We start from the raw sequence: 26331 nt of genomic DNA, 5'->3' as shown, positions 1-26331 counted from the left end.
ATATGAGGATAGTGGAATGGGGTTGGCCGGTGCGAGATCGTCGACGTGTCCAGCGTCGGCGAGACCCTGAAGGTCTGATACCCACCACAAAGTCGGCCATGACGGCCGCCGGAATGCGCTCGAGACGCTGTCCCGCCTCTCACATGATTCCCTTCACCGATGAGCGCAGTCCGACGATACCTCCATCACGTTCATCGCCGCGTTTCGCAAATGACGCCCGTTGTCGCAATCGCCCCTCATTCAAACAATCGCTTATCTAAGGAGCAATCCGATGCTGAAGACCCTTCTGGCAAGCACTGTTCTTGCCGCAACGCTCGCCGGAACGGCTCTGGCGCAGCAGACCCCCGCAGCACCGGCTGCCCCGGCCGCTTCGGGCGCAACCGCACCGGCCGCAGCTTCCGGCGATGACATGCTGGCCTCCAACGTGATCGGCAAGACGGTCTATACCGGCGTCGACGAAGAGGGCGAGGCGATCGGCGAGGTCAAGGACGTCGTGATCAACGCGGCCGGCGCGACGGAAGCGCTGGTGATCGGTGTCGGCGGCTTCCTCGGCATCGGCGAAAAGGATGTCGCCGTCAATTTCGACCGTGCTTCCTGGTCGGAGCGGGACGGATCGAAGATCCTCGTGGTCTCCATGACGAAGCAGGATCTGGAAAAGGCACCGGCTTTTCAGCGCAAGGCCGTGATGGATGGTGCCGTGACCAAGGACACGGCCGCAACGTCCGGAGCCCCGGCAGCCCCGGCGGCCCCGGGGGACAGTGCAACGCCGCCGCTGGCGACGCCTGAAAACACCGAGGTGCCTTTGGACGCCGCTGGCGCCGACCCCTCCGTGCCGCAGACGGGCACGACGCCGCAGATGACTGATCCGGATCTCGCGCCCGATGCCGCGACCACGGCCGAGCCGGCCGAGGAGCTGAAGCCTGTCGATGCAGCCATGCTGTCGGCCGACAAGCTGATCGGCACACCCGTCAAGGTCGCCGACGACACCAAGATCGGCGAAGTCGGCGATGTGATCCTTGGCAAGGATGGCAAGCTGGAAGCCTACATCATCGATGTCGGCGGATTCCTCGGCATTGCCCAGAAGCCCGTTGCCATGAGTGCGGCCAACATTCAGGTCATGGCGGATGCGAAGGGCGCGATGACGATCTATTCGCCCTTCACCAAGGAGCAGCTCGAAACGCAGCCGGCCTATGATGCCGCTGCCTACAAGGCGGATCCTGCCAGCATCGTTCTGTCGACACCGAAGCCGTAATGCATGTCGCCCGAACGCGAGCAGCGGTTTCGGGAAACGACATGCCTCAAGACAAGACCTTTAAGCGCGTTGCGTGAATCCTTTTTCACCCAACGCGCTGCAGGGCTTCGCGGTGTCATGACGCCCAGGCATGCAGCGTCCGGCCCTTCGGGCTCTGCAATCCGCCTGGTGCAGACAACAAAAAAAGGCGGCCCACGGGACCGCCTTTTCATCGAATTTATGGAAACGTTGCGGTGTCTCAGTGATGCTCGCGGCCGCTTTCGGAGGAGTCGAGTTGCTGCAGCAGCTGCTCGAATCGTCCATCCGTCGCCGGCATATTGCCGCTGAAGTAGAGATCCTTCAACGTCTGTCCGATGTGAAGGTTCTTCTCATTCGACCGCGATGCCGGCCGCGCCGAAGCCGCAACGGACTTCCAGATATGTGCGTTCGATACGGTCATGATGGTGTCTCGCCTCAATCGATTGTGAACTCAACGCCTCTTGCACATTGAAGTTCCCCAAGATTGGCGGCGATCTCGTGTCAAAATGAACCAGTGTTGCCGTTATGGTAAACAAACACTTAAACGTTGTCCGGCAGACGGGACCCGAAAGCCGCTCGTCTTTCCGAAGCAAGAGATGGGGTTCAAGCAAATCTCGACCGGGAAACGGGAACAACCGGCAGCAGGAATGCATTCACCCACATGTTTTAACGGAGGAGCGTGACATGCTGTACTATGCACTTGTTTTTCTCGTCGTGGCCATCATTGCGGGTGTCCTCGGCTTTGGCGGCATTGCCGGAGCATCGGCAGGTATCGCCCAGATCCTTTTCTTCCTGTTTCTGGCCTTCCTCGTCATCTCGATCGTCGCGAGCTTCATGCGTCGCCACACCTGAGACGCAAGCGGACGACGGCACGGGAAGACATGACAGGGGAGCGGTTCGCCGCTCCCTTTTTTGTCGGGACACACGCGCGGTGGCACGGTGATTTGCGCCGGCCCCTGTTGCGGAACGCAGGGAAAATGCTGACATAGGCGAGAGACGCAGAGCGCGCCGGGAACAGGGAGTTCCGGGAACAGGGAGTTGATGGGAATGAAGACGGATGTTGCGGTTCTGGGCGGAGGGATTGTCGGTCTTTCCACGGCCATTCATCTGGCCCGCCGCGGAAAATCGGTGCTGCTCGTCGATCGTCGCGGGGCAGGGGAAGAGACGTCCTTCGGCAATGCCGGGCTCATCCAGCGTGAAGGCGTCGTTCCCTATGGCTTTCCCCACGATTTCGGTGCGCTGTTCCGCTATGCGCTGAACAACACGATCGATGCGCATTATCACCTGAAAGCGCTGCCCGGTCTCGTGCCGTTTCTCCTGCGCTACTGGTGGAATTCGGGCTTTACCCAGCATCAGCATATTGCAAGGCTCTATGCCCCGCTGATCGAGAACTCGATCACCGAGCATGCCGATCTGATCAAGGCGTCGGGTGCCGACAACCTGATCCAGCGGGACGGCTGGATGAAGGTGTTTCGCACCGACGGCGCCCGGGATGCTGCCTACAAGGAGGCCGAGCGCCTGTCGGCCGGCTTCGGCGTCAACCATCAGAAGCTGTCGCCCAGTGACGTCAAGGCGCTGGAACCCTCCATTCGCATCGATCTCGCCGGAGGGCTGCGCTGGACGGATCCATGGTCGATCCGCGACCCCCATAGCCTGAACAAGGCCTATCTCGCCTATTTCCAGTCGCTGGGCGGACGCCTCGTCGCCGGTGATGCCGCGACGCTCGAGCATGTTCTGGAAGGTCCGGGCTGGCGGATCGCCTCTCCCGATGGGCCGATCGAAGCGGCCGAAGTGGTGGTGGCGTTGGGTCCTTGGGCGGACACGGTGACCCGCAAGCTCGGCTACCGGTTTCCGCTCGCCGTCAAGCGCGGCTACCACATGCATTACGGCACGCAGGAGGGCGAGCGCCTGAACAACTGGGTGCTCGACGCGGAGAAGGGCTATTTCCTCGCGCCCATGCTGCGGGGGATCCGTCTCACGACGGGTGCGGAATTTGCCACCCGCGATGCGCCGAAGACACCGGTCCAGCTCGCCCGTGCCGAGCGTGTCGCCCGCGAGTTCTTCCCGCTGGCCGAACGCCGCGACGAGGAGCCCTGGATGGGCGCGCGCCCCTGCACGCCCGACATGATGCCGATCATCGGCAAGGCGCCCCGTCATGAGGGCCTGTGGTTCGCCTTCGGCCACGCGCATCACGGCATGACGCTCGGTCCGGTGACCGGCCGCGCGCTCGCGGAGAAAATGACGGGCGAGCGCACGACGATCGTGGATCTCGCGCCGTATCGTCCGGAGCGCTTCGTGGCCTGATGCCCTGATATCCGTGTCCGCCGATCAAACTTGGCTCCGCTGCGGACAAGTTTGTTTGATGGCGGACCGGGAACGATGGGCGGATCCTGCCGTTTCCCCGGTGGCCGCAGACGACACCGCGTCGTGCCTGTGGCGGAATGGGCTACCGGGGCACGGCGGCAGGAGACAGACATGCAGAAACACATCGTTGAGATTGCCGGCGAAGCCGTCGGCACGCTGATGCCGCACGCACGCGGCCTGCGCTTCATGGCCGTCAAGTTTCATGTCTGGCCCCTCGACGGCAAGGTCTTTGCCGACCCTGCCACGGCACAGCAGGCCGTGTCCGACCATATCGCGGCGACACGGGAAGCGATGACGGACCGGATGCAATGAGGGCTTGAAGCCGCGGCAAACAGCGCGGTTACGGATCGTTGTAGCCGGACGCGCGGATATCCAGCCGGGACGCACCCGGATCGGCCGCAAAGAGCAGGGCGCCTTCCACATGGGACTGGGCAGGAACGTAATCGATCGTCACCTCCCGGGTTTCGATCGACCGTTGCTCCCCATCCAGCAGACGCCCGGTCACGGGCACGCCGGCCGCGGTTTTCTTGCCGGTGTTGAACACCGTGAACGAGACCTCGAAGCCCTGCGCCGTCGGTCGCTGGGCCGTCACCGTGACAACCAGTTCGGGTGCGGCGTCCTTTGCCGTCAGGCCATGATAGACGATCATGCCGGTCATCGTGGCGACAAGCGCGGTCGAGAGAAGGCCTGTGGTCCACTCGATCCAGTGCGGATGGCGGCGGACGACTTTTCGGCGGGACGAAGCCATCAGAACCTCACAAGATCAGGCGCGCGGCGGCCGCGCCGATCGCGCCGGGGAAGCCGAGCACGATGGTTGCCATCAGCGTCGCCATGGAGCCGGACCCGTCCAGCCTGCCGAAACTCCAGAGACAGTAAAGGCTGACCAGGAGGGCGATCACATAGCCCGGCAGGGTAAACCGGATCAGCGCATGCCAGCCGGGCGTATCATCCAGCTCGTGCCCGCCCTTGAACGAGACGGCGTAGACGAAAGCATGCATGACGAGGATCGACAGGCCGATGGTGGCCAGCGCGTGCCAGGGCGTCATCTTGTAGGAGATCAGGATCATTTCCTCGGTCGGCGCCATGTTGAGGTTGAGGAACAGCGCGCCGACGGCCATCATGAAGAGTTCGGCCCCATATCCGCTGTCCGGATCATCCTCGGCATCATCCGGATCGGCGCCGAGCTGGCTTCGTCCGAGAAGGGCGCCGATCCCTGCGGGCACGGCCTGCAGGGCGATCTTCCCGAGAAAATCCTGTTCCGACGTGTCTGGGGTAAGAAGCTTGAACAAGGCAAGGATCATGGCGCTCGCAATGATGCCGATCGCATAGGCGATCATTGCGTCGCGAATATCCTCGCGCCAGGAGACCGTCTTCTCGAATCCGATGCGGTGGGCGATACCGACGAGCAGGGGCACCGCGATGACGAGAAGCAGGGCGAGGCGAAAACGATCCATCGCAAAGCCCAGTGCCCACATCTCCATCGTCATCTGCATGGGAAGGGCAAACAGCAAAGCGCCTGCAATGCCGCGTGCAAGTCCCTTCACAAAGTCCGTCGTTCGAAACGATGGCTGGCCTGCAGGCGGGTCGTCCACAGGGTCAAGCGGACCGCTTGCCTCCTCCGATTTTCCCATGATCACTCCCGACACTCGACACAGGAACAGCGCGGCCCGAGGGGCCGCGCAGCTATCGTAAGCAAAGACTATCGTTTTGGAAACGGATCCGGCGGACGAAACATTGCCGCCTCGGCCATACCAGAGCGATCCAGCCCCGAAAGGATCAGTCGTTGAGGCCGCTCGGCAGCGCCGCATCGACGGCCATTGTCGTCAGGCCGTTGCGTACCTTGGAAATGCCGGGGACGCGATAGGCAAGCGCCTCGATCGAGCGGCGATCCGCGTCCGTTTCCACCTCGCCAGAAAGCTCGGCGACGCCGCGCAAGACCTTGATCTCGACGGACGACGTATCGATGTCGTGCTCTTCGAGCGCATTGGACAGCGTCTCTTCCATGCTGTCGTCATCGTTAACGGCCTGCGGATCGTCCCGGAGGATGTCGGGGCCACCATGGCCGACCCGAACCGTCTCGTCGGACGCTTCGAAACCCGGATTGCCGGACTCGTCGAAGCTTTCATCCGTCTCGCCATAAGAGCGATTGGCGACGTCGGTGGGCGAACCCGAGACCTCGTCGGCGTAAGGCCAGCCGTCCTTCAGGTCGCGGTCTTCATAATCCCGATAGTCTTCTTCGCGGCGCGTGGTCTTCTCGATCATGGTCTGATCCTCGATCTGTCGTTTCACTGGGGATAAACCGCTGAGGCGCGCTTTGGTTCGACCAGGCGGGCGATTATGTCCATGAGCGGCCTGCAAGCGGAGCGTATGGCTGCGGAGCGGACCCGAAGCGGACGACCGGAGCGCGATGTCCGCCATCGCGGGCCCAACGAAAAACGGGCCCGTCCGGGCCCGCTTCTCTCCATCGATTGCCGTGACAACGTGGCAGGTCCAACTTGGCTTACTGAGCCGTTGCCGGAGCAGCGCCCGTGGCCGGAGCCGTACCGGTTGCAGCAGGGGGCGTTGCCGGAGCAGCCGGAGCTGTGTCAGCGGGCGCCGTTGCGGCCGGCGGCGTGGTCGTGGACGGGGCCGTTGCAGCCGGCGCCTGCGCGGCCGGCGGCGTTGCGGTTTCGCTGGCCGGTGCCGGCTGCGTCGCCGTATCGGACGCGTCGTTGGACATTTCGGCCGGCAGCCAGACCAGAAGCGCCAGAACCAGACCTGCAAGCAGGATGATCAGCACAGGCCAGTTGCTGCGACGGGTCCGGGCGACGGGGGCCGTCGGATCGAGCGGACGCTGTGCCAGGGGATCCCCGAGCGGCGCTGCCGTGACCGGATCGATACCGGAGGCCGGTCGCATCGTCGCCGGATTGGTACGGGCGGCCTCGTCGGCGCGCGCCGCATCGTCTGCGGGCCAAGCCGTGGGGTTGGCGGGACGATTCTCATTCGGATCAAAACGCTGGTTCATGGTCTGCTTCCTCCTTCTTGTTTCGCCGGATACCGGCACATGAAGGGCAAACGCACCGTTTCGGCTTAAGTTCCGGGGCGGACCTGCGCCCGCGACCTGTCAGCCGACGCAAAAAAGCGGGCGACGAGCCGTCGGCTCACCACCCGCATTGTATCAGATCCGCTCTGCGCGAGGCACTTGCGCCTTGCCCGTCCGCTGGGTCGTCCCGAGCTTCAGACGCCTACGGCGAACACTCAGTCCTGTTCGCGCATGCCCGGTGTGGCTTCGCGCTGATCGGCGTCTTCGAGATCCGAGCGCACCATGAAGACGTCACCCCTCAGTCGGACGGCCTCCCGGCGTGCGGCCGCTGACATCATGTCGTCAGGCTCGACATCATCGCCATCCTTACCCTTGAGATCGGCCTCGCTTTCGATCGGCGTCACGTCCTCGTCGCGGATATCGAGGTTCCGGTCCGTGTCGGACCCTGCGGCGGATGTCTTGGTGCTGTCCATATCGCTTCTCCTTCAATTCGCGAAACAACGTCTGCCGCACGCCAATGTTCCGGAGGACGGCCGTCCGCCGTCTCCCGAACGACGGTGCTCAAGACAATTAGAATGTTCTTCAATACGACGGGCGTTTGCGGTATTGCCTTGGAAATTCTGCGTGTCGAGTGAGGGGAAGGCCCGTTTATGGCGATCGATATCTGCGTTGTCGCCGGCCGCAGGCCGGACCTGCTGGAAGCGACCTTGCGCGATTTTCAGGACAGGTGCTTTCGGTTCCTCGACATTTCCGCATGCTTCGTCAATATCGATCCCATTTTCGGCGACGCGGACGATGCCCGTGCCTGCGTGTCGATCGTCGACCGGCTGTTTCCCGGCGCCATCGTGTTTCAGCCCGAAAAGGCGAACTTCTGTTCGGCCGTGAAGCGGCTGTGGTCAAGCACCTCGGCCGACCATGTCTTCCATCTGGAAGACGACTGGCGCACGCTGACGCCGCTTGACCAGAGCATCCTCGCGCCTTTTGCGGATCAATCCGTCCAGCAGGTTTCGCTGCATACGATCAATCAGAACTGGGACATCCGGCGAAAAGGCCATCTCTACGAGAAGCGCAGTTTCAAGCTCTGGGGCGTGAAGCTGCCCAGTTTCCGCAGACGGCCGCTTTTTTCGACCTCGCCCTCCGTGCTTCGCGGCGACTTCGCCCGCCTTGCTGCCGGTCTCCTCGATCCGGCCTATGACCCCGAAAAGCAGTTCTATTCCAACACGAACATGGTGCTGCAGACCCGTGTCGCACCCTACAGGACCTATATCTTTTCCCCCAACCGAACGCCGGTCATCGAAGACACCGGCCGGCTCTGGCGGGACGAACGCCGGATCACAAAGGCCTTCGCCAACGGGCAATCCATCTGGACACGGGACGACGAAAGCGCCATCTGACGGGTCGGCGGCAGGACGCGTCGACGATGTCTCCCCGGACGGACGCAGGGTTCATCCTGCGCCCCCGTCGGCCAGCCTAAGGAGCTTCGGCCTGCGCTCGCAAGCCTCACGTCGGTGCGTCGCTTACACGGTCAAAGCGCGGGGATCTCCTTCGCCATGACATCGACAAGGGCGCGCACGGCCGGCGGCAGGCCGCGGCGGGTCGTGAAGACGAGATGGACGATGCCGCTCTGGCTCCGCCATTCGCTGTAGACGCGCACCAGCTTGCCGGCCGCTATGTGGGCCGCACAGGCGTGGTCCGGCAGAAAGGCGATGCCCAGGCCGTCTGCTGCAGCATCGCACACAGCGCCGTAATCGGCGCAGGTCATGCGCGGCTGGTGACGAAGCACCTCGATGGCCCCGTCGTCGCGTTCGAGCGTCCAGGTCGCGTCACCCGGATCATCGCTCGTCCCCAGCGTCGGATGGGCCGTGAGGTCTTTCAGGTCAGGGCCAAGACGCGCGGCGCAGGCAGGGCTGGCGACGAGGATCCAGCGTGAGTGCCCCAGCGACCGCATCGTCAGCGATGCATCGCTCGTCAAGGCGTGGCGAACGCGCAGGGCAAGGTCTATGCGCTCCTCGATGAGGTCGATGGCGCGGTCCGTAACGACGAGCTGCAGCTGAACCTTGGGAAACCGTGCCAGCAAGGCCGCCATCCGGAACTTTGCCCGTAGCTGGATCCTCGACCTGAAGGAGCGTCGCATCCGCGTCAACGTCGTCAGCCCCGGTGCGACGCGCACGCCAGGCCTTGTCGGTCTTGCCGGCGCGGACGCCGAAAAGCAGCAGGCGCTTCTGCATGCCCTGGGGTCGCAGATTCCGCTCGGACGGGTCGGCGAGCCGGACGAGATCGCCAATGCCGTCCTGTTTCTCGCATCCGACGCGGCAAGCTTCGTCAACGGGACGGAACTGTTCGTCGATGGCGGGCAGGCGCAGGTCTGACGCGATCGCTGCCATCCACCGGCCCGGAGCAACGGCGTCGCTCCGGGCACCGACCCGCACACGCCCCTCGATTTGTCATAAAAGCGTCGTCTAATATGTATACCTCGAACCCGTCTTGAGGATCCCCGATCGCACCGCGGTGCCATCCGGTGGTCGTCTCGTCGCAAAGCCGAAGACGGGGTGCCGTCTCGTCAGCGCGACCGGGCAAGAGACGTCCGGGAGATGCATGGTGGACCCCTGACCCGGGAGACCTTCCGCGCATCTCGGTTTCAATAGGCCGCCTTCAATGGTGGGGCCCCTGAGGGATAAGACGATGAAGCGCCGCGCATTCCTGATTTCGACGGCTGGTACCGCTGCCGGCCTGATGCTTCTGCCGAAGCTGTCCTTTGCAGCGCCGGGGCAGATCGATTGGTACACCGGTTCGGATGCCAACGTGCTCGACTTCTGGACCAACTCCGTCAAGCCGGCCTTCGAGGCCGCCCATCCCGATCTGAAGCTCAACCTCGTGAACGCCAGCAACAATGCCGGTATCCAGGCGATCGGCGAGCGGGCCGTCGCGGCCATGCAGACGAACACCGATCCGCAGGCCGACTTTTTCGAGCAGGCCGATCCGCAGCTCCCCCAGGGCGGCATCGAGGCGGGCCTCTATGTCAACATGAAGCAGGCCGGCTTGTCGAACTATTCGAAGCTCAATCCGCTTGCGATCGACAGTGATTTCTCGCTTCCCTATCGCGGTTCGCAGGTGCTTCTGGCGTACGACACCACCCGGCTCTCAGCCGCGGACGTGCCGAAGACCTGGGACGCGCTTGTTGCCTGGATCAAGGCGCACCCGGGCCAGTTCGTCTACAACCGCCCCGACAAGGGCGGATCGGGCGGGAATTTTGTCCGTCGCGCGATCCATCAGGCGAACGGCCTCGACCCCAAGCTGTTTACGGTCGGCAATTATACCGAAGCCTTTGGCAACGAGGCGCTTGGCAAGGCCTGGGAGCTGCTGAACGACCTTGCTCCGTCGCTGTACGACAACGGCGCCTACTCCTCCGGCAACACCCAATCGATCCAGCTGCTCAGCCAGGGCGTGGTCGTCATGACACCGGTCTGGTCCGACCAGGTTCTTCAGGCGATCGCGCAGGGCGTCCTGCCGGACACGACCGGCATCGTGCAGCTGCAGGATCTGGCACTTTGCGGGGGCTTTTCGCGCTGCGTGGTGCTCGGCAACGGACGCAACCGCGAGGCTGCGTTGAAGCTGGCCGATTTCGTCCTGACCGAAGCGATGCAGGATGCCGTGCTCAACGAACTCGGCGGCTTCCCCGGCGTCAGCTGGGATTACGTCTCCGCCAACCTGCGCGAGAAGTTCGCGGACATCATCCCGAACAGCATTCCGACCTTTCCGTCGGGGGCTTGGGAAGCGGCGGTCAACGACGGCTGGTACCGCAATGTCGCTCCGGCTATCGACCGGAAGTCGTGAGAACACGCGTCCCATCGTCCGGCATGCTCGGCAAGGCGTCGGCCAGGGGGCTCGTCGGCCTCCTGCTCGTTGCCCTGCCGGTCTCCCTCGTCGGATGGCTGGTGATCTGGCCGATCATCAGCGCCGTCCAGCGCACCGTCTGGCGAGCGTCGCCGGACGGGGCAGGGCATTTCGACCTGTCGAGCTACGTCTTCTTCTTTTCGGACGCCTACAGTCTGAACAATCTGAGCCTGACGCTCTGGACAACAAGCGTCTGTGCGGCGCTTCTGCTCGTCGTTTCGCTGCCGATCGCGCTGTATCTGCGCTTCGCCAGGGGGCGGCTCGCATCCTACGTCCAGGCGCTTGCGATCCTGCCGATGTTCGTGCCGTCGGTGATCCTCGCTTACGCGCTGATCCGGGTCCTCGGCCCGAACGGTCTCATCGATCTTCTCCTGAATGCCGCCGGGCTGCCCAAGCTGCGCACGCCCTACCTGACGCCCTGGGGGCCGGTGATCGGTCTGGTCTGGGACAACATACCGCTGACGGTCCTGATCCTTCTGTCGGGTCTCGGCGCGGTCGGCAACAGCGCGATTGAAGCGGCGCGCGATGTCGGCGCAAACCGGCGTCAACGGCTGTGGCACATCATTCTGCCGCAGATCACGACCTCCATTCTGGTCGCGCTTTCATTCGCCGTGCTCGGGATCTTCTCGGCCTTCACGCTTCCCTATCTGCTGGGGCCAGCCTCGCCGGAGATGATGGGCCCGTACATGCAGCGCACCTTCCGTGATCTGAACGACCCTGTCGGCGCCGTCACGCAGGCCGTCGTCACCTTCGGCTTCTGCATCGTGTTCGGCCTGTTCTACGTGCGCTCCGTCGCCCGCAACCAGGGGAAATAAGCATGACGCACCGGACAACACGCCCGCAGCCTTTGGACGTCCCGGGCATCCTGCTCGCCCTCGCGCTCTCGATCGTCATCGTCCTCCCGCTGCTCGTGGTCGGGGTCTGGGCCTTTACCGAGATCTGGCGCTATCCCCATGTCTTTCCGCAACAGTTCGGCTTGCGCTTCTGGGCGCAGACGCTCGGACGACCGGATGTCTGGCACGCTCTGCGGCTGAGCCTGACGCTCGCGACGGTCGTCACGCTCGCCTCCGCCATCATCTGCCTACCGGCCGCTTACGCCTTCGCACGGATGCGGTTTCCAGGCCGGGACATCCTGTTCTTCTCGTTTCTGGCGGGGCACGCTTTTCCACGGTTCGGGCTCCTGATGGCCATCGCCGCCATCTTCCTCCAGCTCGACCTGATCGGAACCTTCTGGGGCGTTGCCCTGATCCAGCTGGTCAACACGCTGATGTTCATGATCTGGATTCCGGTCGCGGCGTTCCAGACCGTCGACCGCCGGATGGAGGAGGCCGCGCGCGACGTGGGTGCCGGTCCGTTTCGCGTGTTCCGCTCGATCACGCTTCCCCAGGCCGCGTCCACCATCGCCGCCGCCCTTCTCTTGACCTTCGTCGGCACGTTCTACGAAACCGAAGGCGCCTGGCTGATCGGTGCGCCGGGTATTCGCACCATGCCGGTGCTGATGATCAGCTTCATCAACAACCAGATGGTCATCCAGTTCGGTGCGGTGCTGTCCGTCATGCTCTGGGTGCCCTCCTTCATCGCCCTGATGTTTGCCCGGAAGGTGATCGGCGGCAACGCGTTCGCCAAGGGGTTCGGGGGATGACGCGCACCATCACGGGACAACCAGCATGGCGACACTGAGCATTCACGCCGTTTCCAAGATCTTTGCAGGCGATACGGCGGCGGTCGACGCGGTCTCTCTCGAGATCGCCGATGGCGAACTCGTCTGCCTGCTCGGGCCTTCCGGCTCGGGCAAATCGACGCTGCTGCGCATGGTGGGCGGCTTCGAACAGCCGACCGTGGGCTCGATCGCGATCGACGGCCAGGACGTGACACGGCTGCCGCCCGAGCAGCGACCGACGGGCATGGTGTTCCAGAGTCATGCCCTCTGGTCGCACATGAACGTCTTCAACAACCTCGCCTTCGGTTTGAAACTGCGCCGGCGGCCGAAAGGCGAGATCCGCGACAGGGTCGAAGCCGTGCTCGATCTGGTGGGGTTGAAGGGGTATGATCGGCGCATGACGCACGAGCTGTCGGGCGGGCAGCAACAGCGCGTCGCGCTCGCACGCTCGCTGATCCTCGAGCCGAAGATCCTGCTGCTCGACGAACCCTTTGCCAGCCTCGACCAGCACCTGCGCGAGCGGCTGAGGGAGGAGGTGCGCGATATCCAGCTTCGCCTGAAGATCACGACGCTCTTCGTCACCCATGGGCAGGATGAGGCGCTGTCGATGGCGGATCGGATCGTCGTGATGCGCAACGGACGGACGGAGCAGACCGATCGGCCGGAGGTCGTCTACCGCAATCCCCTGACGCCCTTCGTCGCCGGTTTCATCGGCACCATGAACTTCATCGAGGGCAAGGTGGAGACGGGCCGGTTCCGGCATGCCGACTTCGCCGTCGATCTTCCCGTCGCGGATGGACCGGTGACGCTCGCGGTGCGGCCGGAGGCGCTCGATCTCGTTCCAGCGGACGGCGTGCGCCAGGCCACCGTCAATCGCGTGACGGACTTCGGCACGCACGGGCTCGTGGATCTCTCTTTGTCCGACGGCACGAGGATCAAATCCCTGGTCCGCAGGCCCGGGCCCTTTCATCCCGGCCAGGGCGTCGGGCTCAAGCCCCGTGCCTTTGCCGCCTTCCGCGACACCGTCAAGCTGTATGGGGCCATCGATGCCGAACCCGCCGATCAGCATTGAGCAGCAGGGTCATCGGACCCTGCTCAAATGGCATCGCGCGCGCCGGAAGGCCTCCGATCCCGCATTCTCCCCGCGGCGCATTCTGGAAGGGATGCAGCTGGGCGCGAGTGTCGAGGTGGACCTTGTGCTCCATGCAGACCACGGCTTTGCCATTCTCCATGATCCCGACCTCCACCCGACAACGACGGGAACCGGCCGCGTCTCCGGCGCTTCCGCGCAGGACCTGCGGCGGCTTTTCCTGCGCGGAAACGACGGCGCGCCAACCCGCGATCGCGTGATGCTTCTCGATGATCTCTGCGACGTCCTCCAGACCGCGTCGGTGCATCCGGGCGCCGTGCTGCAGCTGGACCTGAAGGAAGACCGGTCCAGCCTTCCGCCTGCGGTCATCGCAAACTTCGCCCGCGCGGTGTCGCCCTTTGCGGCCGCAATGATCCTGTCGGGCGGCGACAGCGCGGCGATGGCAGCGCTGGCCGCAGCGACGCCCGGCCTCAAAATCGGCTATGACCCGACCTATCCCGGCATCCTCGACGATCTCACATCGGCGGAGGACCACATGGCGTTCATCCGGCGTGCCCTCCGGCAGGCGCCGGATGCCGGCATGATCTATCTGGACCACGCGCTCGTGCTTGCGGCCGAGGCGCAAGGGGTCGACATGATCGGCATCGTCCATGCGGACGGACGCCGCGTCGATGCCTGGACCATCCAATCGGTCACCCCTGCCACCCTCGACGCGGTCCGACGCCTCCTCGCCCTGCGGGTCGACCAGATCACCACCGACGACCCCGAAGGCCTCGCGGCCGCCTTTGCGGACGATCAGGCGTAGGGGCGGTGCGCCAGAAACAGAAGCGGCGGTTTTCTGCACAGCGCTCTGGCGGCTACGTCAGGTCGTGGAGGTCCTTGCCCACGGCCCTGCCGATCTGCCAGGCACTGAATCGTACCTCCAAGCCTGCACGTTCGGGCGTGCAGCACATCGGGCCAACGAAATAATGGTCGGCTTTTGGGAAAGGGCAGAGACGGACCAGAGGCCATGTCTCCCCGTCGTCAGAAGCTTGTATGCGGAGAACGCCGCCATGGACGGTCACCCTGATCCAAAAATCGGACGGGTCGCCGTGATATCGCCCGGTTGCCCAGTCCGAGGCGTTATCCGTCAGCACACTGCCGAGCAAGCCGTATCCGTCCGAGAACTCGATCCCCGTCTTGACCCAGCGTCTTTCGTCGAGCCGGACCATAAGGCCGGCTTGGTCGTAAAGATGCTCAAAATGTGCCCGGACCCGCACCTGAGCGGTAAAATCGCATTCGGTCCGGAACGCGTAGAAGTGGCCGTTGTCGCGCACAAAGCCGTAGTGCGTTTCTCGCCAAAAGTCTGTGTTGACGTCCGTCGTTACGGAAAGTTCGGCATGCGACGCATTTGATTTTTTTGGCTCATTGAGCCACCGTCCATCTTCAAGACCTGGCAACGGGGTCTCCTGTGACAACCAGCGGACGTGCTTGGCCGCTTCGCTTATACAGCGGTATTTCCTAAAGCGCGTTGCTTGAAAAGAATGACGCAACGCGCTTCAAGGTCGTGTTTGGAGGCATGTCGTTTCCCGGAACCGCTGCACACGTTCGGGCGACATGCATGAGAAAGCCCAATTGCTGCCAATAGGCAAGGACTGACTGGCCTCGTCGGTTGGGGCTTTTACGGTGGATGTCAAAGCTTGTGGCAGGGTTTTGCTTCGAGCTTCAGGTCGTCCGGTGGGTTCGTCACTGCCGAAGATCCTCGGAAACAGTCGGCTCTTCGCGGCAGGTCAACCGAAAAGCATGAGGTGTCGTGCTGGTCAGGCAGGCGTCTGTCGCCTTCACACGCACCCAGCCTTCCGACACAACGGATCGCGACGTTTCCTGACGACGGCAGCGCCAAGGGAGACGCCACGCCTGGCGCTGTGCGACGGCACTGTTTGATTGCCCTCTGCCGTATGCCGACTCCCTCAGGAGAAGGCGGGGTTGAGACCCTTCAAACTGTGCGGATGGTTCCACCATCGATGACGAACTCGGCCCCGTGGATCGCGGCAGCACGGTCGGATGCGAGGTAGGCGATCAGGTCGGCCACCTCTTCGGGCTCGGCTCCGCGCCCGATCGAGATGCCGCCCAGGGCATCGAGCACAGACTGCCGCGCGTCCTCGATCGTGCCGCCATTGGCAGACCGAAGCATGTCGAGAAAGTCTCCAGCAGAATCGGTCATGATCCAGCCAGGCGAGACGGAGTTGACGCGCACGCCCCTCGGACCAAGTTCTTTCGAAATGGACTTGCTGTAGGTTCTCAGCGCGGCCTTCGCGGCGGCGTAGCCTGTCGTGGATTCGGGCAGCGGCAGGACGGATTGAATGGAGGTGATGTGCACCACTGTGCCCTTGCCCCGCTCGATCATTTGCGGGAGCAAAAGGCGATCGAGCCGGACGGTCGCCAGCAGGTTGAGGTTCAGCTCAGCGAGCCAGTGATCATCCGTCAGCGCGGCAAAGCCACCCGCCGGCGCAGCCGAGCCGCCGATGACATGGGCAAGGATGTCGATGCCGCCCAGCCGCTCGAGAGCCGCCCTGGCGACCGCCTCACCACCCTCCGCAGTGGTCAGGTCGGCCTGCACATAGTCGACGCCCTCGATCGGATCCCGGATCGTGCGGGCGGCGGTGACGACACGGGCTCCCCCGGCGAGAAAGCGCTCGACCGTGGCGCGGCCGAGACCCTTGGTGCCGCCGCTGACGAGCACGCGCCTGCCCATGAATTCGTTTGGATCGACCCGGAAGCTCATGCCGTCATCTCCAGAGTCTTGATGGCGTCGTTTGCCAGCGTGACGCGATAGGTGAAGCGGATCGGGCTGCCCGGGAAGTCGCCATGAACTGGGCCTTCAAGCACCACATCGCCGTCGTCTTCCCGAACAGCGTCGGGCGTGAAGATCGCCCCGACCGCGATCGCTTCTTCCTTCAGGCGCTTGCGGATCTCGGCCAGCCCCGCGTAACGCCTGCCGTTGTCGATAAGCAGGGCGTCATCCAGGAAAGTCTGCATCATTCCATCGATATCGAGCCGGGCGTTTGCGTCGACATAATCCGCGATGGGTTTGGGTAGGCGCATTGTCATGTTCATCTCCTCAGTGGTGATGACGGCACCTTAGCGATGGACTTTTCTCCCGATAAGCAAGATAAATCAGCACGACGTATTCCGGAGATCGGGACAATGGCACGCCACGCGCTGATCGAACTTGAGGCTGTTCTCGCCATCGTTCGGTGCGGCTCGTTTCGAGCGGCGGCGCTCGATCTCGGCATGTCGACGACAGCCATCAGCAGCGCGGTGGGCAAGCTCGAGCGCGAGCTTGATGTGCGACTGTTCAATCGCACGACGCGGAGCGTCTCTCTCACCCATGCGGGGCACATCTTCGTCGCGCAGATCAAACCAGCACTTGAGGGCATCCAGAAAGCCATGAATACGGCGCGCTCCCAGCAGGAGACGCCGTCTGGCATTTTGCGCATCAATGCCTTCGCAACAGCCGCGCGTGAGATCATGGCGCCCCTGGTGCTGAGCTATCTGAAGCTCTATCCGAAGGTTCATATCGACATCGTCACCGAAGGGCGGCTTGTCGACGTCGTGGCTGCCGGTTTTGATCTCGGGGTGCGCAGCGCGGATCTGGTGCCAAGCGACGCGATCGCGATACCGCTCGGTCAGATGCGACGCATGGCGGTTGCCGCATCCCCGGCCTTTTTCGAGAACAGAACGATTCCCCAGGTGCCGCACGACCTGCGCGCGTACCCCTGCGTTCGCGGGCGACTTCCCAATGGTGGTGTGTTGCGATGGCGCTTCGAGAAGGGGGGCGAAGAACTGCAGCTTGACGTCGAGGGGCCGATCACGCTGGACGAAGCCTCCCTGGCGCGGATCGCTGTGGCGAATGGCGTGGGGATCGGCTATTTCATGGAGACCGATGTCCGTGAGGATATCGCCGCGGGACGGCTCGTGCGCATTCTCGAAGACTGGACGCCGCCGCTTGCACCGCTGTGCCTCTATTATTCCAATCGACGTAACTCTTCCGCCGCCTTTCAGGCCTTTATCGCGCTCGCCCGCGACTACGCCGCAGGGCGCCTTGCGTAGGTCTTGTTTGATGCATGTCGTTTCCCGAAACCGCTGCACACGTTCGGGCGACATGCCTTAAGCCTCTTGGTGCGCGGAGAACCGAGGCCATTGCCCGTTTCCACCATCAGGCCGCGTTAGGGTCTGTCATGGTGCCAGCCCCCCGTGCACGGCACGGATGAAGTCTTGCCGCGATAACCGAGAATAGGCAAAATAGCCTTTTTTCAGCGGAAGACCGCCATTGGCCCGCGCTGCCACGCTCTCGTTGGCGAGGTAGAAGATGTGGCCCTGACATTCGAAAAAGACGTGCGCGCTCGATCGCTTCCATTTTTCGATGAACTGGCTGCTGCGCGACGCGAAGTGCACGATTTCGAACGTATGGCCGTCCACGGCAGCCGTGCGCGCGCCCAGGCCCAGCGACAGGCGGAAGCTAGTGCCAGTGAAGCTGTGCTCGTCGTGCAGGTGGACAAGCCAGAACATGCGATGCTTCTGGCGGTAGAAGGTCTCACGCTCCATGCACTCCTGCTCGCTGATGCTGGAGTGTTGCAGCTCCAGCACGGTCGCGATCGGCGTGCCAGCACCGCACAGCACATCGGCGCGGTGCCACTCACCGGCGGCGGCATCATAAAGACCAATTTCGCGGCATTCCATGTCGAACTGCTCTTTCCAGCCCAGATGCCAGGGCCTTCGCCTTCGGCCCAACTGTCGCAATCGCCCGCCTTGTGCCGCCAATGCTTGACGTTCTGCGCGGGCACGACGGAGGTCAGGAGCCCGCCGCAATCCTTGCAAACGGTGCTCTCGCCCTTGGCGATCGGTTGCCGCTTCACGCCATCAATCCAAGCGTAGATCACGCGATAGTCCCCCCGCGCGATTGCGCTATAGTGTCATGACATTCAGGATATCAGCTTCACCCTGTCGCACAAATGACTGCTTGTGTCGCATGCGGACCGCGAAAGGCGGGCTTTGGCATTCCGCCCCCGACCCCGCCTGGTCATCCCCCATGCATGGCTGCAGGCGTGCACCGGACGGAACCCCTTTTTCAAAGACGCACGTGGATCCGTTGAATAGCCCCGGATCGCCGCCGCGGCGGCTTCGCGCTCGATGCGGAAACACCAACGTCGTCAACGACGATCGCGCGTCTCGTCATAGCGTAGGGTAGCGGCCTCGACCTTCTCGCCGTTGGCTGCTGCCCACGCGCACAATGCCTCGAACGGCTGCCGCAGCGAATGACCGAGGGGCGTGATCGCATATTCGACGCCAATCGGCTGCGTCGGGAGGACTGTTCTCGTCACGAGGCCGTTCCGCTCGAGCCGTTTCAAGGCGTCGGCCAAAGCCTTGTGCGTGATCCCGTCGAGACGCCGCTTGATTTCGTTGAAGCGCGCGGGTTGTGGACAGATGACCGTCAGGATCAGGATCGTCCATTTGTCAGCGATCTTATCGAGCACCGGGCGCACGAGGGACATGTCGCAAAGCGCGCGGTGAGAGAGGGCTTTCAGGTCGGTATACTCATCCATATCTAGGCTATTCCAGGTGCGTAATTGATATCAGATATCCAGCGTATATCATATCCGGACCATTCGGTGAAAGGGATTTACGATGGATCGCATGAAGAACAAGATTGCATTGGTTGTCGGCGGCGCGAAGGGGATCGGGCTGGCCATTGCCGAGCGGCTGTCGGCAGAAGGCGCACAAGTCGTCATCACCAGTCGGAAAGGCGAAGACGCTGAAAAGGCGGCCAGAGACATTGGCAATGGCGCGGTCGGTCTTGCTGCTGATGCAAGCTCTCCGGAAGATATGGTCGTCGTCGTCGAAAAAGTGCGCCAGGCATACGACCGGATCGACGCGCTTGTTTTGAATGCAGGGCTTTCCGAGCCTTCGCAGATCGCGGAGATAACACCGGAGCACTTCGACCGCCACTTCGACGTCAACGTGCGGGGGATGGTGTTCGGCCTCCAGGCAGCTCTTCCCGCAATGACGGACGGCGGCTCGGTCGTCCTCATCGGCTCCATCGCCGGGAGTGCAGGTTACGCGGCTTACGGCACCTACTGCGCAACCAAAGCGGCCGTGCGATCCTACGCGCGGACTTGGACGACCGAACTTGCATCCAGAGGCATTCGGGTCAATGTCGTTGCACCGGGCCCCACGGATACGGACATGATGGCTGCTGTCGCTGAAGAGACGCGTGCAGCCATTGTTGCTCCCATTCCCATGGGTCGTATGGCACGGCCGTCAGAGGTCGCCGCCGCCGCACTGTTCCTGTTGAGCGATGACGCGAGCTACATCGCCGGGGCTGAACTCTGCGTGGACGGAGGCTTGCGGCAGGTCTGAGGAGCCAGCGAAACGCTGTACCCGCACCGGCATCGGTCGGGTACAGCAAAACGCACGCGGTAAAACGTGAACACGGACCCGCCTTCACAACCGTCCTCGTGCAGCTCGTGCGCCTTCGAAGCGGACATGACAGGACGGAACCCGCGCAGAACGGGCAGCAAGACCGGCGGCAAGACAAGGCGGTCGGGGTCAGGGTATCCGGGAGAAATGGCCCGGCGTGACGCCGACATGCCGGGTGAATGCAACGCTGAACGCGCTGGCGGAGGCATAGCCGATCCGTGTTGCGATCTCGACCAGCGGCGCCTCGCGCCGCACCAGCAGGTCCTTTGCAAGCGCCATGCGCCAGCCCGTCACATATTCCATCGGAGCGACGCCGACCTGCCGTCGGAAGCGATCGAAGAAGGCCGACCGAGACATGGCGGAGGTCTTGGCCAGGTCTTCGACGGATACACCGCCGCTCGGGTCCTGATGAATGCGTCGGAGCGCAGGCGCCAGGCGAAGGTCGGAAAGTCCGCGCAACAGGCCGGGAGATGTCTTTGCGCCTTCTGCACGCCGCAGAGCGTCGATGAAGAGAACTTCGAGCAACCGGCTCAGGATCATCTCCCGCGCTGCAAGTCCTCCGACCATCTCGGCGTGAATCATCCTGACGAGATCCGTAAGCCGCTGTTCGCCTTGGGCGTGGACGATGTCCGGCAGCAGCGCGCTCAGCAACTGCTTGTCGTTCGCCAGAAAGGAACAATGACCCACCATCGCCGTGACGTCGGCCGGCGCGTCTGGATTGCCAAGGCGAAAGACGCCAGGGCTGGTCTCCAGCCGTTGCGGTGTTGTGCCCGGCGGCGGCGGTCTGAGGCTGCTCATGGTGAATGCGTGGATTTGCGGCACAAGCACGAAATCACCAGGCTCGAGGACGATCGGCGGTCTCCCGGCGATCGTCAGCAAGCAGCGCCCTTCCACCATCGCACAATAGAACGGATGACCGAGGTCGCGACGCTCGACCCACCACGCCCCACCGGCCGTAACCAGCTTGGCGATCGACGGCACAGGCTTGAGCAGGGCGACGATCTCGGCGAGTGGATCGGACATATCTGGACTTTCGCGAAACAGATGCGGACATAGAGATATAGATCGTCCTTCAGCCTTCGTCCATCTTGGCGGTGCACAAGGAGCCCTACAAATGACCACGAACAATCTTATCGATGTCTCGCGCCGTATCCCGGCGCCCGACGGAGCCCTGACAATCGCCTATTCGCCGATCCGCCTCGACATGGAGGGACGGCCGCCTCTGGAACTGCGCTTGACGGCACCCGCAGAGGGCGACCGCCTCCCCATCGTCATCCTGTCGCACGGGTTCGGGCCGTCATTCTACGTGCCGTCAAAGGACGGCTACGCGCACCTGGCACAGTTCTGGGCGGAGCGCGGCTTCGCCGTCCTTCAGCCCACCCACGCAAGCTCCCGCGTCGGCGGCCTGTCTGCAGACGCCGAAGGCGCGCCGTTCTTCTGGCGCGAGCGCGTTGCTGAGATACGGACCGTCATCGACCGGCTGTCGGAGATCGAAGAGCAAGCGTCGGCTGTCTCGGGGCGGCTTGATCATGACCGCATCGCGGCAGCAGGACATTCCCTCGGTGGCCATACCGTAAGCCTGCTCCTGGGTGCACGACTTCACGAAGAAATGTTTGGCGATCCGCGCGTCAAAGCCGGGGTCCTTCTCACCGCGCCCGGAAGAGGTGGAAAGGATCTGACGGAAGAAAACGCCGTGCGCTTCCCCTTCTTCGACCTCGACTTCTCACACCTGACGACGCCGACCCTGGTCGTCTGCGGGGCAGATGACAACCCCCGTTTCACGCCCCGTGGCCCGGAGTGGCACGCCGATGCCTACCATGATGCGGTCGGGACGCATGCCCTTCTGACGCTTCAAGGCGTCGGCCACGGCCTTGGCGGCATTGCCGGGCTCGACGCCAAGGAGACGGAGATCGAGGTGCCGGATGCGCTCGAGGCAACGAAGCGCATGACGCTGGCTTGGCTGAGAACTGCGCTTGGCGACGACCCGAATGCCTGGTCCTCGGCATGTACGGCGTTGAAGGGCCCGGCCAGCAGCCTTGGAGCCGTCGTCGAGAAGTAATCGGAGATGAAAGGCCGGGGGATGAGCGACGCTTCCGGCAGGCATCAGAGTGTCGGTATCAGAGTGTCGGTATCAGAGTATCATGGAGGCGGAAGCGAGACGTCGCTTCCGCTTCATTCGCTCTCCATGGCGCGCTTCTGTGGAACCGCCACGCCCAATATCATTGCGCAGAATGTCAGGGCCTTGCGTCGCGATGACGCAAGGGGCGAACGCGCAGAATGGCGCATGATATCAGAATCTCGGCTCTAGCCTGACATGCCTCGATATCGGGCGTTCGCTCCCAAACCCAATCCGGTCATCGCTCGTGAGCGGACGTCTTGCATCACGGGAAGAAGACCCGACCGCCGGGTGAAGCGGAGAAGCCCATACGCTGTCTGATCAAGCTGGCTGTATCGGAAATCTGTTCCAGCTGGCGATTTCGGCCTGATGGATGGCTCTCGATGAAGGAAGAGAGATGGCTGGGAAACCTGGATTCTCAATGACGTCTCAGGGACTTAGCGGAGACCCTCAATCCGTTGTGTTTCTCCGACCGCGAGCGACCTTGGATGCAGCCTTCGTGCCCTGGCTCTGGGCATCCGTCAACCGGTAGAGCGCACGGCAATAATTTCCGCTCTTCGACTTTGTGCAACCAGCCTGTCGACAGGGCTTCCTCGGGTACAGCAAATGCAGCTGTCCAATATCCGGGCGGCGTAGCGATCACTTGCAGGCATTGTCGCGGACGGCATGGCCTTCACTTGCCGCATTATGGGCGCTAGAGCGCCGCGCTTCATCGAATGACTTATAAGGGGCCGGGAGGGAACTGGCACCTCTTCCGTCACAAGACGCTCAAGCGCACATGCGATTGGAGGTTTGGTCCGAGCGGACGGTCTCTTCTGCTGGCGCTTAGCTGACGGCTTTCTTGCGCTTCTTTGCAGCTTCGAAGGTGCGCTTCTCAAGGCCGCCTGCCAGCTTGTTCATGCGTTTGGCCATGCGCCACACCGAGTCCAGCAGCGCGAGCCGGTCGAGGTTCGGTTTGTGCAGCAACAGGAGAGAGGTGGCTTCGACCATACTAATCGCGGTCACTGTGAGAGGCCCGACCATTCCTGAATTGCTCGACCCCACGAGCAACACATTTTGCTCAGCCTCGGATGTCGCCAGTAGTTCATCGAACATTCGATGGTTAAAGTGGATGTGCTGAGACGCATATTCATAGACGCCGCCCTCGGCCTCTTGGCCGCACTTTGCGGCAATGTCCTTGAATGTCGGCTTTTTCTTGCCGACTAACTTTGAGGCCCAGCCGTGTCGAAGTTTCATCTCCTCCCCAAAAGTCGAGATAGCAAATTCGGCTTGCTTCTGGAGTTCGGCGTCCTCGTTCGGCAGATTATATGTCTTGGCTCCCGCCCGCAGCCATGCTTGTACGCGCGAATGGGCCACGTACCTTAATGCGAGTTCCTGCCCTTCCTGTCGGATCAGGGTTGCAATGACGTTGTTCTCATAAAGAGTGCGCCAGCGCGTAAGCGCGCCATCGGCAAAGCCGCCCCTCAATAGACAGATTATTTCGGAAGTCACGAGAAGGGCTTTTGCATGAAGATACGTCATCGCTTCGAAAACATGGTCCTGCTCTTGAACGGCCTGAGGGCGATGATAGCCGTTGAACGCGCTGCCTATTTCCTCACAGCAGACCCATATTGTCTCCAGAAGGTCAAACGCCTTTCGCCAGCGACGCAGGTTGCGTGTTTCAAAGCCTTCTTGCTGCTTGCGTCGTTCCGCCAGCATCGGAGGCGCGCTGTCGATAAGCGATCGGTAGAAGAGCCTACCCGCCGACTTCACCGTTCCCAATGCTATGCGTTCAATCTGCCTCTCGGTTAAGCTTTTCCCTTCTTCAAAGGCCTGCCGAATGCTCTTCTCAAAATCATCTTGAAGTTCATCCATCGTCCAAGGTTCGGTGGTTGTCCGTTTCCGTTTGCTGTTTTGACCGTCCATAACGGAACCTGCCACCTTTTAGTCTCCCATCACCTGATGCCGTTCTCTTGCTTTCGGTCCTCTACGCCAGTTTGACACATTGCGTCTCCCCTTCCCGAGCGTGTCCGCTTTCAGGCAGGTGAAAAACGGGCGCGAATGACCGCCATGAAGGCGCAAAGCGGCCCTATCCGCTGTCAGTCCACAGGCAGCGTACACAGCGAACGCGTCTGGAACTGTCCGCAATCCGGATTTCGCTTCGGTTCGATCAGCCTTGCCGTTGGAAGCGGAACAGAGTTGTAAAGGCGGCGACGGCCAGTAGCGCCAATACAATGATCCCGCCCATCGAAACACGGATGCCGAACCACTCCATCGTGAGGGCAAGTGCGAAGGGCGCGAGTGCCGAAGCGACCAAGCGGGCTGCCATCATCCTGCCCTGAAGCTTGCCGTAGCCTTCACTGCCAAACAGCGTTAGGGGCAGAGTGCCCGACACGATGCTCAGCAGGCCATTGCCCATGCCGAAGATCACGGCGAAGACCATGGCGCCGGGGATTGAGGGAGCACTCAGGATCAGGATTGTCCCACTCCCTGGGATCAGCGCGGCGGAGATCAGAGCCAGATGCAGCGCGTTCAGACGTTTGCCGAACACCATGTTGATCAGGCGGCTCACCACCTGCGACGGACCGAAGAGAGAGCCGACAATGGCAGCGCTGGTGCCAAGCCCCAGTCCGACCAGCAGCGGCACCATGTGCACCAGCACCGCCGAGCCTGCGAGATATTGCAGGGCGAAGGCCGTGGTCATGAGACGGAACCCCGAGCGCCGGCGTTCCGGCGGCTGTGTGCCGAGCACCGGCTGGGTCGAGGATGATGCGGCCTGCTTGCGGCTGTGGGTCACCCTCGTTGCCAGCCACGCATGCAGCGGCAGGCAGACCAGCAGGTTGAGGCCTGCAAAGACCAGATAGACGTTCTGCCAGGAGAGATGCGTGTGAAGGCTCGACGTGAGCGGCCAGAACAACGTCGAGGCGAAGCCCGCGATCAGGGTCAGGTAGGTGATACTGCGCTGGGCCACCGTCGGCTGAAGCTGAACCAAGAGCGCAAAGGCGGCCCCGTACTGTACGAGATTGGCGGCAACCTCGATGCCGATCAGGGCGGCGACATAGGTGGTTCTGCCAGGCGCATAGGCGCAGGCGACGAGGGCTGTGGCGGCCACGGCAGAGCCAATGGTCATGACCACACCTGCGCCGACGCGGTCGATCAGGCTACCGAGCCAGGGCGCGGTGAATCCGCCAATCAGAAGCGCGACCGAAAGTGCGCCGAAGATCCATTCCTGCGACCAGCCGAGGCTTTTACCCATGTCCGGCGCGAGGATGCTGAAGCTGTAATAGAGGGTGCCGTAGCCGATGATCTGGGTAAGACCGAGCGCCAGGATGGCCGCGATCGGCAGCCTTGCGCTCATATGGACGTGAGGCTCACACGCTGCTCCAGCTTCTCAGCGTCCTCCTTCCGCTCGCTGTAGCGATCGGTCAGGTAGCCGGACGCGTCCCGTGTGAGCAGCGTGAACTTGACCAGCTCCTCGCAGACGTCGACGACACGGTCGTAATAGGCCGAGGGTTTCATACGGCCGTCTGCGTCGAACTCCTGGAAGGCCTTGGCGACCGAGGACTGGTTGGGGATGGTGATCATCCGCATCCAGCGGCCGAGGATGCGCAGGTGGTTGACCGTGTTGAACGATTGGGAACCGCCAGACACCTGCATCACCGCAAGGGTCTTGCCCTGCGTCGGCCGGATCGAGCCGACCGCCAGCGGGATCCAGTCAATTTGGGCCTTCATGATGCCGGTCATCGCCCCATGGCGCTCCGGCGAGACCCAGACATGGCCTTCCGACCACTGGGTCAGGTCGCGTAGCTCCTGCACCTTGGGATGGGTCACCGGTGCGGCATCGGGCAAAGGCAGGTCTGTGGGATCGAAGATCCGCACCTCGCAGCCCAACGCCTCCAGCAGCCTGCCCGCCTCGAACGCCAGTAGGCGACTATAAGACACCGTGCGGAGCGAGCCGTAGAGGATCAGGATGCGCGGCTTGTGGGTCGAGAACGCGGGGCGAAGCGCGTCGAGGTCCGGCTGGCGCAGATGGTCGCGGTCGAGGGCAGGCAGATCAGCCAATGCGCTTGCCCTCCGCATCGAGGACCTGCTCGCCGTCTTCCTTCCTGAACGCACCCTTGTGCGTCTCCGGCAGGATGTCGAGCACGACCTCGGACGGCCGCGACAGGCGCGTGCCGAGCGGGGAGACCACGAACGGGCGGTTGATCAGGATGGGATCCTGCAGCATGGCGTCGAGGAGCTGGTTGTCGGAAAGGTCCGGATTGTCGAGGCCAAGCTCGGCATAGGGCGTGCCCTTGTCGCGGATGGCTTCACGCACAGTGAGGCCCGCTTCCGCAATCATGGTGACGAGCGTCGCTTTCGACGGTGGATGTTTCACATACTCGATGACAGTCGGTTCGATGCCCGCATCGCGGATCAGCTCCAGCGTGTTGCGCGACGTGCCGCAGGCGGGGTTATGATAGATTGTGACGTCCAT

At 62.8% G+C, this 26331-nt stretch carries 29 protein-coding genes and 2 pseudogenes; 14 read left to right on the top strand and 17 right to left on the bottom strand.

Going from position 1 to position 26331, the window contains the following annotated elements; translation table 11 throughout:
- Positions 1 to 271: 271 nt before the first annotated feature.
- Positions 272 to 1252, top strand: a complete 981-nt coding sequence (locus ASG25_RS04975) for a PRC-barrel domain-containing protein (RefSeq protein ID WP_062470033.1) — start codon at positions 272 to 274, stop codon at positions 1250 to 1252.
- 238 nt (positions 1253 to 1490) lie between these two features.
- Here the strand turns inward: ASG25_RS04975 and ASG25_RS04970 are convergent, their stop codons facing one another.
- Positions 1491 to 1691, bottom strand: coding sequence for a hypothetical protein (locus ASG25_RS04970; protein WP_062470030.1), 201 nt, complete (start codon positions 1689 to 1691; stop codon positions 1491 to 1493).
- A 263-nt stretch (positions 1692 to 1954) separates the two neighbouring features.
- Between ASG25_RS04970 and ASG25_RS22125 the strand changes: the two genes are divergently transcribed.
- The 3 genes from ASG25_RS22125 (at position 1955) to ASG25_RS04960 (ending at position 3946) form a co-directional block, all read left to right on the top strand.
- Positions 1955 to 2122: a DUF1328 domain-containing protein gene (locus ASG25_RS22125; protein WP_082475519.1), complete on the top strand. Its 168-nt coding sequence runs from the start codon at positions 1955 to 1957 to the stop codon at positions 2120 to 2122.
- Between the two features lie 195 nt (positions 2123 to 2317).
- A complete protein-coding gene (locus ASG25_RS04965) occupies positions 2318 to 3574 on the top strand; it encodes an FAD-binding oxidoreductase (RefSeq protein ID WP_062472188.1) in 1257 nt (418 codons plus the stop codon).
- Between the two features lie 171 nt (positions 3575 to 3745).
- Positions 3746 to 3946 (top strand): hypothetical protein, encoded by a 201-nt coding sequence (locus ASG25_RS04960; protein ID WP_062470027.1) that lies wholly within the window; start codon positions 3746 to 3748, stop codon positions 3944 to 3946.
- A 28-nt stretch (positions 3947 to 3974) separates the two neighbouring features.
- Here the strand turns inward: ASG25_RS04960 and ASG25_RS04955 are convergent, their stop codons facing one another.
- The 5 genes from ASG25_RS04955 to ASG25_RS04935 form a co-directional block, all read right to left on the bottom strand.
- Entirely contained in the window at positions 3975 to 4382 is a 408-nt protein-coding gene (locus ASG25_RS04955; RefSeq protein WP_062470025.1) for a TIGR02588 family protein, read from the bottom strand.
- Between the two features lie 7 nt (positions 4383 to 4389).
- Positions 4390 to 5265, bottom strand: coding sequence for a TIGR02587 family membrane protein (locus tag ASG25_RS04950; RefSeq protein ID WP_082475518.1), 876 nt, complete (start codon positions 5263 to 5265; stop codon positions 4390 to 4392).
- Positions 5266 to 5410: 145 nt separating this feature from the next.
- On the bottom strand, positions 5411 to 5896 hold the full coding sequence (locus ASG25_RS04945; RefSeq protein ID WP_156379595.1) for a BON domain-containing protein: 486 nt from the start codon (positions 5894 to 5896) through the stop codon (positions 5411 to 5413).
- A 238-nt stretch (positions 5897 to 6134) separates the two neighbouring features.
- A complete protein-coding gene (locus tag ASG25_RS04940) occupies positions 6135 to 6638 on the bottom strand; it encodes a hypothetical protein (RefSeq protein WP_062470014.1) in 504 nt (167 codons plus the stop codon).
- A 233-nt stretch (positions 6639 to 6871) separates the two neighbouring features.
- Entirely contained in the window at positions 6872 to 7129 is a 258-nt protein-coding gene (locus tag ASG25_RS04935; RefSeq protein ID WP_062470009.1) for a hypothetical protein, read from the bottom strand.
- Between the two features lie 177 nt (positions 7130 to 7306).
- On the opposite strand from ASG25_RS04935, the gene ASG25_RS04930 reads away from it, so the two are divergent.
- Positions 7307 to 8050: a hypothetical protein gene (locus ASG25_RS04930; protein ID WP_062470006.1), complete on the top strand. Its 744-nt coding sequence runs from the start codon at positions 7307 to 7309 to the stop codon at positions 8048 to 8050.
- Positions 8051 to 8181: 131 nt separating this feature from the next.
- On the opposite strand, the pseudogene ASG25_RS04925 reads toward ASG25_RS04930, so the two are convergent.
- A pseudogene (locus tag ASG25_RS04925) lies at positions 8182 to 8724 on the bottom strand (LysR substrate-binding domain-containing protein); the annotation flags it as partial.
- Between the two features lies 1 nt (position 8725).
- Between ASG25_RS04925 and ASG25_RS04920 the strand changes: the two are divergent.
- The 6 genes and pseudogenes from ASG25_RS04920 to ASG25_RS04895 all read left to right on the top strand — a co-directional run.
- A pseudogene (locus ASG25_RS04920) lies at positions 8726 to 9025 on the top strand (SDR family oxidoreductase); the annotation flags it as partial.
- Positions 9026 to 9338: 313 nt separating this feature from the next.
- A complete protein-coding gene (locus ASG25_RS04915) occupies positions 9339 to 10490 on the top strand; it encodes an extracellular solute-binding protein (protein ID WP_062470004.1) in 1152 nt (383 codons plus the stop codon).
- A 23-nt stretch (positions 10491 to 10513) separates the two neighbouring features.
- Positions 10514 to 11365, top strand: coding sequence for an ABC transporter permease subunit (locus ASG25_RS04910; RefSeq protein ID WP_062470000.1), 852 nt, complete (start codon positions 10514 to 10516; stop codon positions 11363 to 11365).
- Between the two features lie 2 nt (positions 11366 to 11367).
- Positions 11368 to 12192, top strand: a complete 825-nt coding sequence (locus ASG25_RS04905; protein ID WP_062469997.1) for an ABC transporter permease subunit — start codon at positions 11368 to 11370, stop codon at positions 12190 to 12192.
- A gap of 25 nt (positions 12193 to 12217) precedes the next feature.
- The gene (locus ASG25_RS04900) at positions 12218 to 13282 is read left to right on the top strand and encodes an ABC transporter ATP-binding protein (protein WP_062469992.1); all 1065 of its coding nucleotides are present in this window, start codon (positions 12218 to 12220) and stop codon (positions 13280 to 13282) included.
- Entirely contained in the window at positions 13257 to 14105 is an 849-nt protein-coding gene (locus tag ASG25_RS04895) for a glycerophosphodiester phosphodiesterase family protein (RefSeq protein ID WP_062469989.1), read from the top strand. The genes ASG25_RS04900 and ASG25_RS04895 overlap by 26 nt, the downstream gene beginning before the upstream one ends.
- A 52-nt stretch (positions 14106 to 14157) precedes the next feature.
- Here the strand turns inward: ASG25_RS04895 and ASG25_RS04890 are convergent, their stop codons facing one another.
- The 3 genes from ASG25_RS04890 to ASG25_RS04880 all read right to left on the bottom strand — a co-directional run bounded on the left by ASG25_RS04890 (position 14158) and on the right by ASG25_RS04880 (position 16390).
- Positions 14158 to 14739: a DUF1349 domain-containing protein gene (locus tag ASG25_RS04890; RefSeq protein ID WP_156379594.1), complete on the bottom strand. Its 582-nt coding sequence runs from the start codon at positions 14737 to 14739 to the stop codon at positions 14158 to 14160.
- 536 nt (positions 14740 to 15275) lie between these two features.
- Positions 15276 to 16064 (bottom strand): SDR family oxidoreductase, encoded by a 789-nt coding sequence (locus tag ASG25_RS04885; protein WP_062469986.1) that lies wholly within the window; start codon positions 16062 to 16064, stop codon positions 15276 to 15278.
- Positions 16061 to 16390 (bottom strand): nuclear transport factor 2 family protein, encoded by a 330-nt coding sequence (locus tag ASG25_RS04880; protein ID WP_062469983.1) that lies wholly within the window; start codon positions 16388 to 16390, stop codon positions 16061 to 16063. The genes ASG25_RS04885 and ASG25_RS04880 overlap by 4 nt, the downstream gene beginning before the upstream one ends.
- Positions 16391 to 16486: 96 nt before the next feature.
- Between ASG25_RS04880 and ASG25_RS04875 the strand changes: the two genes are divergently transcribed.
- A complete protein-coding gene (locus tag ASG25_RS04875) occupies positions 16487 to 17392 on the top strand; it encodes a LysR family transcriptional regulator (RefSeq protein WP_062469979.1) in 906 nt (301 codons plus the stop codon).
- A gap of 126 nt (positions 17393 to 17518) precedes the next feature.
- On the opposite strand, the gene ASG25_RS04870 is transcribed toward ASG25_RS04875, so the two are convergent.
- Together ASG25_RS04870 and ASG25_RS04865 are read right to left on the bottom strand one after the other, a co-directional pair.
- Positions 17519 to 18022: a hypothetical protein gene (locus tag ASG25_RS04870; RefSeq protein ID WP_244479315.1), complete on the bottom strand. Its 504-nt coding sequence runs from the start codon at positions 18020 to 18022 to the stop codon at positions 17519 to 17521.
- A 470-nt stretch (positions 18023 to 18492) separates the two neighbouring features.
- A complete protein-coding gene (locus ASG25_RS04865) occupies positions 18493 to 18885 on the bottom strand; it encodes a helix-turn-helix domain-containing protein (RefSeq protein WP_062469976.1) in 393 nt (130 codons plus the stop codon).
- 82 nt (positions 18886 to 18967) lie between these two features.
- Between ASG25_RS04865 and ASG25_RS04860 the strand changes: the two genes are divergently transcribed.
- Positions 18968 to 19699, top strand: a complete 732-nt coding sequence (locus tag ASG25_RS04860; RefSeq protein ID WP_062469973.1) for an SDR family oxidoreductase — start codon at positions 18968 to 18970, stop codon at positions 19697 to 19699.
- 189 nt (positions 19700 to 19888) lie between these two features.
- On the opposite strand, the gene ASG25_RS04855 is transcribed toward ASG25_RS04860, so the two are convergent.
- The gene (locus ASG25_RS04855) at positions 19889 to 20782 is read right to left on the bottom strand and encodes an AraC family transcriptional regulator (protein WP_062469969.1); all 894 of its coding nucleotides are present in this window, start codon (positions 20780 to 20782) and stop codon (positions 19889 to 19891) included.
- Between the two features lie 91 nt (positions 20783 to 20873).
- Here ASG25_RS04855 and ASG25_RS04850 point away from each other — a divergent pair, with 91 nt between their 5' ends.
- Positions 20874 to 21818, top strand: coding sequence for a dienelactone hydrolase (locus tag ASG25_RS04850; protein WP_062469966.1), 945 nt, complete (start codon positions 20874 to 20876; stop codon positions 21816 to 21818).
- Between the two features lie 882 nt (positions 21819 to 22700).
- Here ASG25_RS04850 and ASG25_RS04845 read toward each other — a convergent pair.
- The 4 genes from ASG25_RS04845 to arsC form a co-directional block, all read right to left on the bottom strand.
- On the bottom strand, positions 22701 to 23795 hold the full coding sequence (locus ASG25_RS04845) for a DUF5677 domain-containing protein (protein ID WP_156379593.1): 1095 nt from the start codon (positions 23793 to 23795) through the stop codon (positions 22701 to 22703).
- A 229-nt stretch (positions 23796 to 24024) separates the two neighbouring features.
- Positions 24025 to 25212 carry an arsenite efflux MFS transporter ArsK gene (gene arsK / locus ASG25_RS04840; RefSeq protein WP_062469953.1) on the bottom strand — a complete coding sequence of 396 codons (1188 nt, stop codon included), beginning with the start codon at positions 25210 to 25212 and terminating at the stop codon, positions 24025 to 24027.
- Positions 25209 to 25934 carry an arsenical resistance protein ArsH gene (arsH, locus tag ASG25_RS04835; protein ID WP_062469949.1) on the bottom strand — a complete coding sequence of 242 codons (726 nt, stop codon included), beginning with the start codon at positions 25932 to 25934 and terminating at the stop codon, positions 25209 to 25211. Before arsH ends, arsK begins: the two co-directional genes overlap by 4 nt.
- A complete protein-coding gene (gene arsC / locus ASG25_RS04830) occupies positions 25909 to 26331 on the bottom strand; it encodes an arsenate reductase (glutaredoxin) (RefSeq protein ID WP_062469946.1) in 423 nt (140 codons plus the stop codon). The genes arsH and arsC overlap by 26 nt, the downstream gene beginning before the upstream one ends.

The sequence above is a fragment of the Rhizobium sp. Leaf384 genome (genome assembly GCF_001424065.1).
Taxonomy (GTDB): Bacteria; Pseudomonadota; Alphaproteobacteria; order Rhizobiales; family Rhizobiaceae; genus Ferranicluibacter.
The sequence above is the reverse complement of the archived record's forward strand: the minus strand, read 5'-3'. Positions and strand labels throughout refer to the sequence as shown.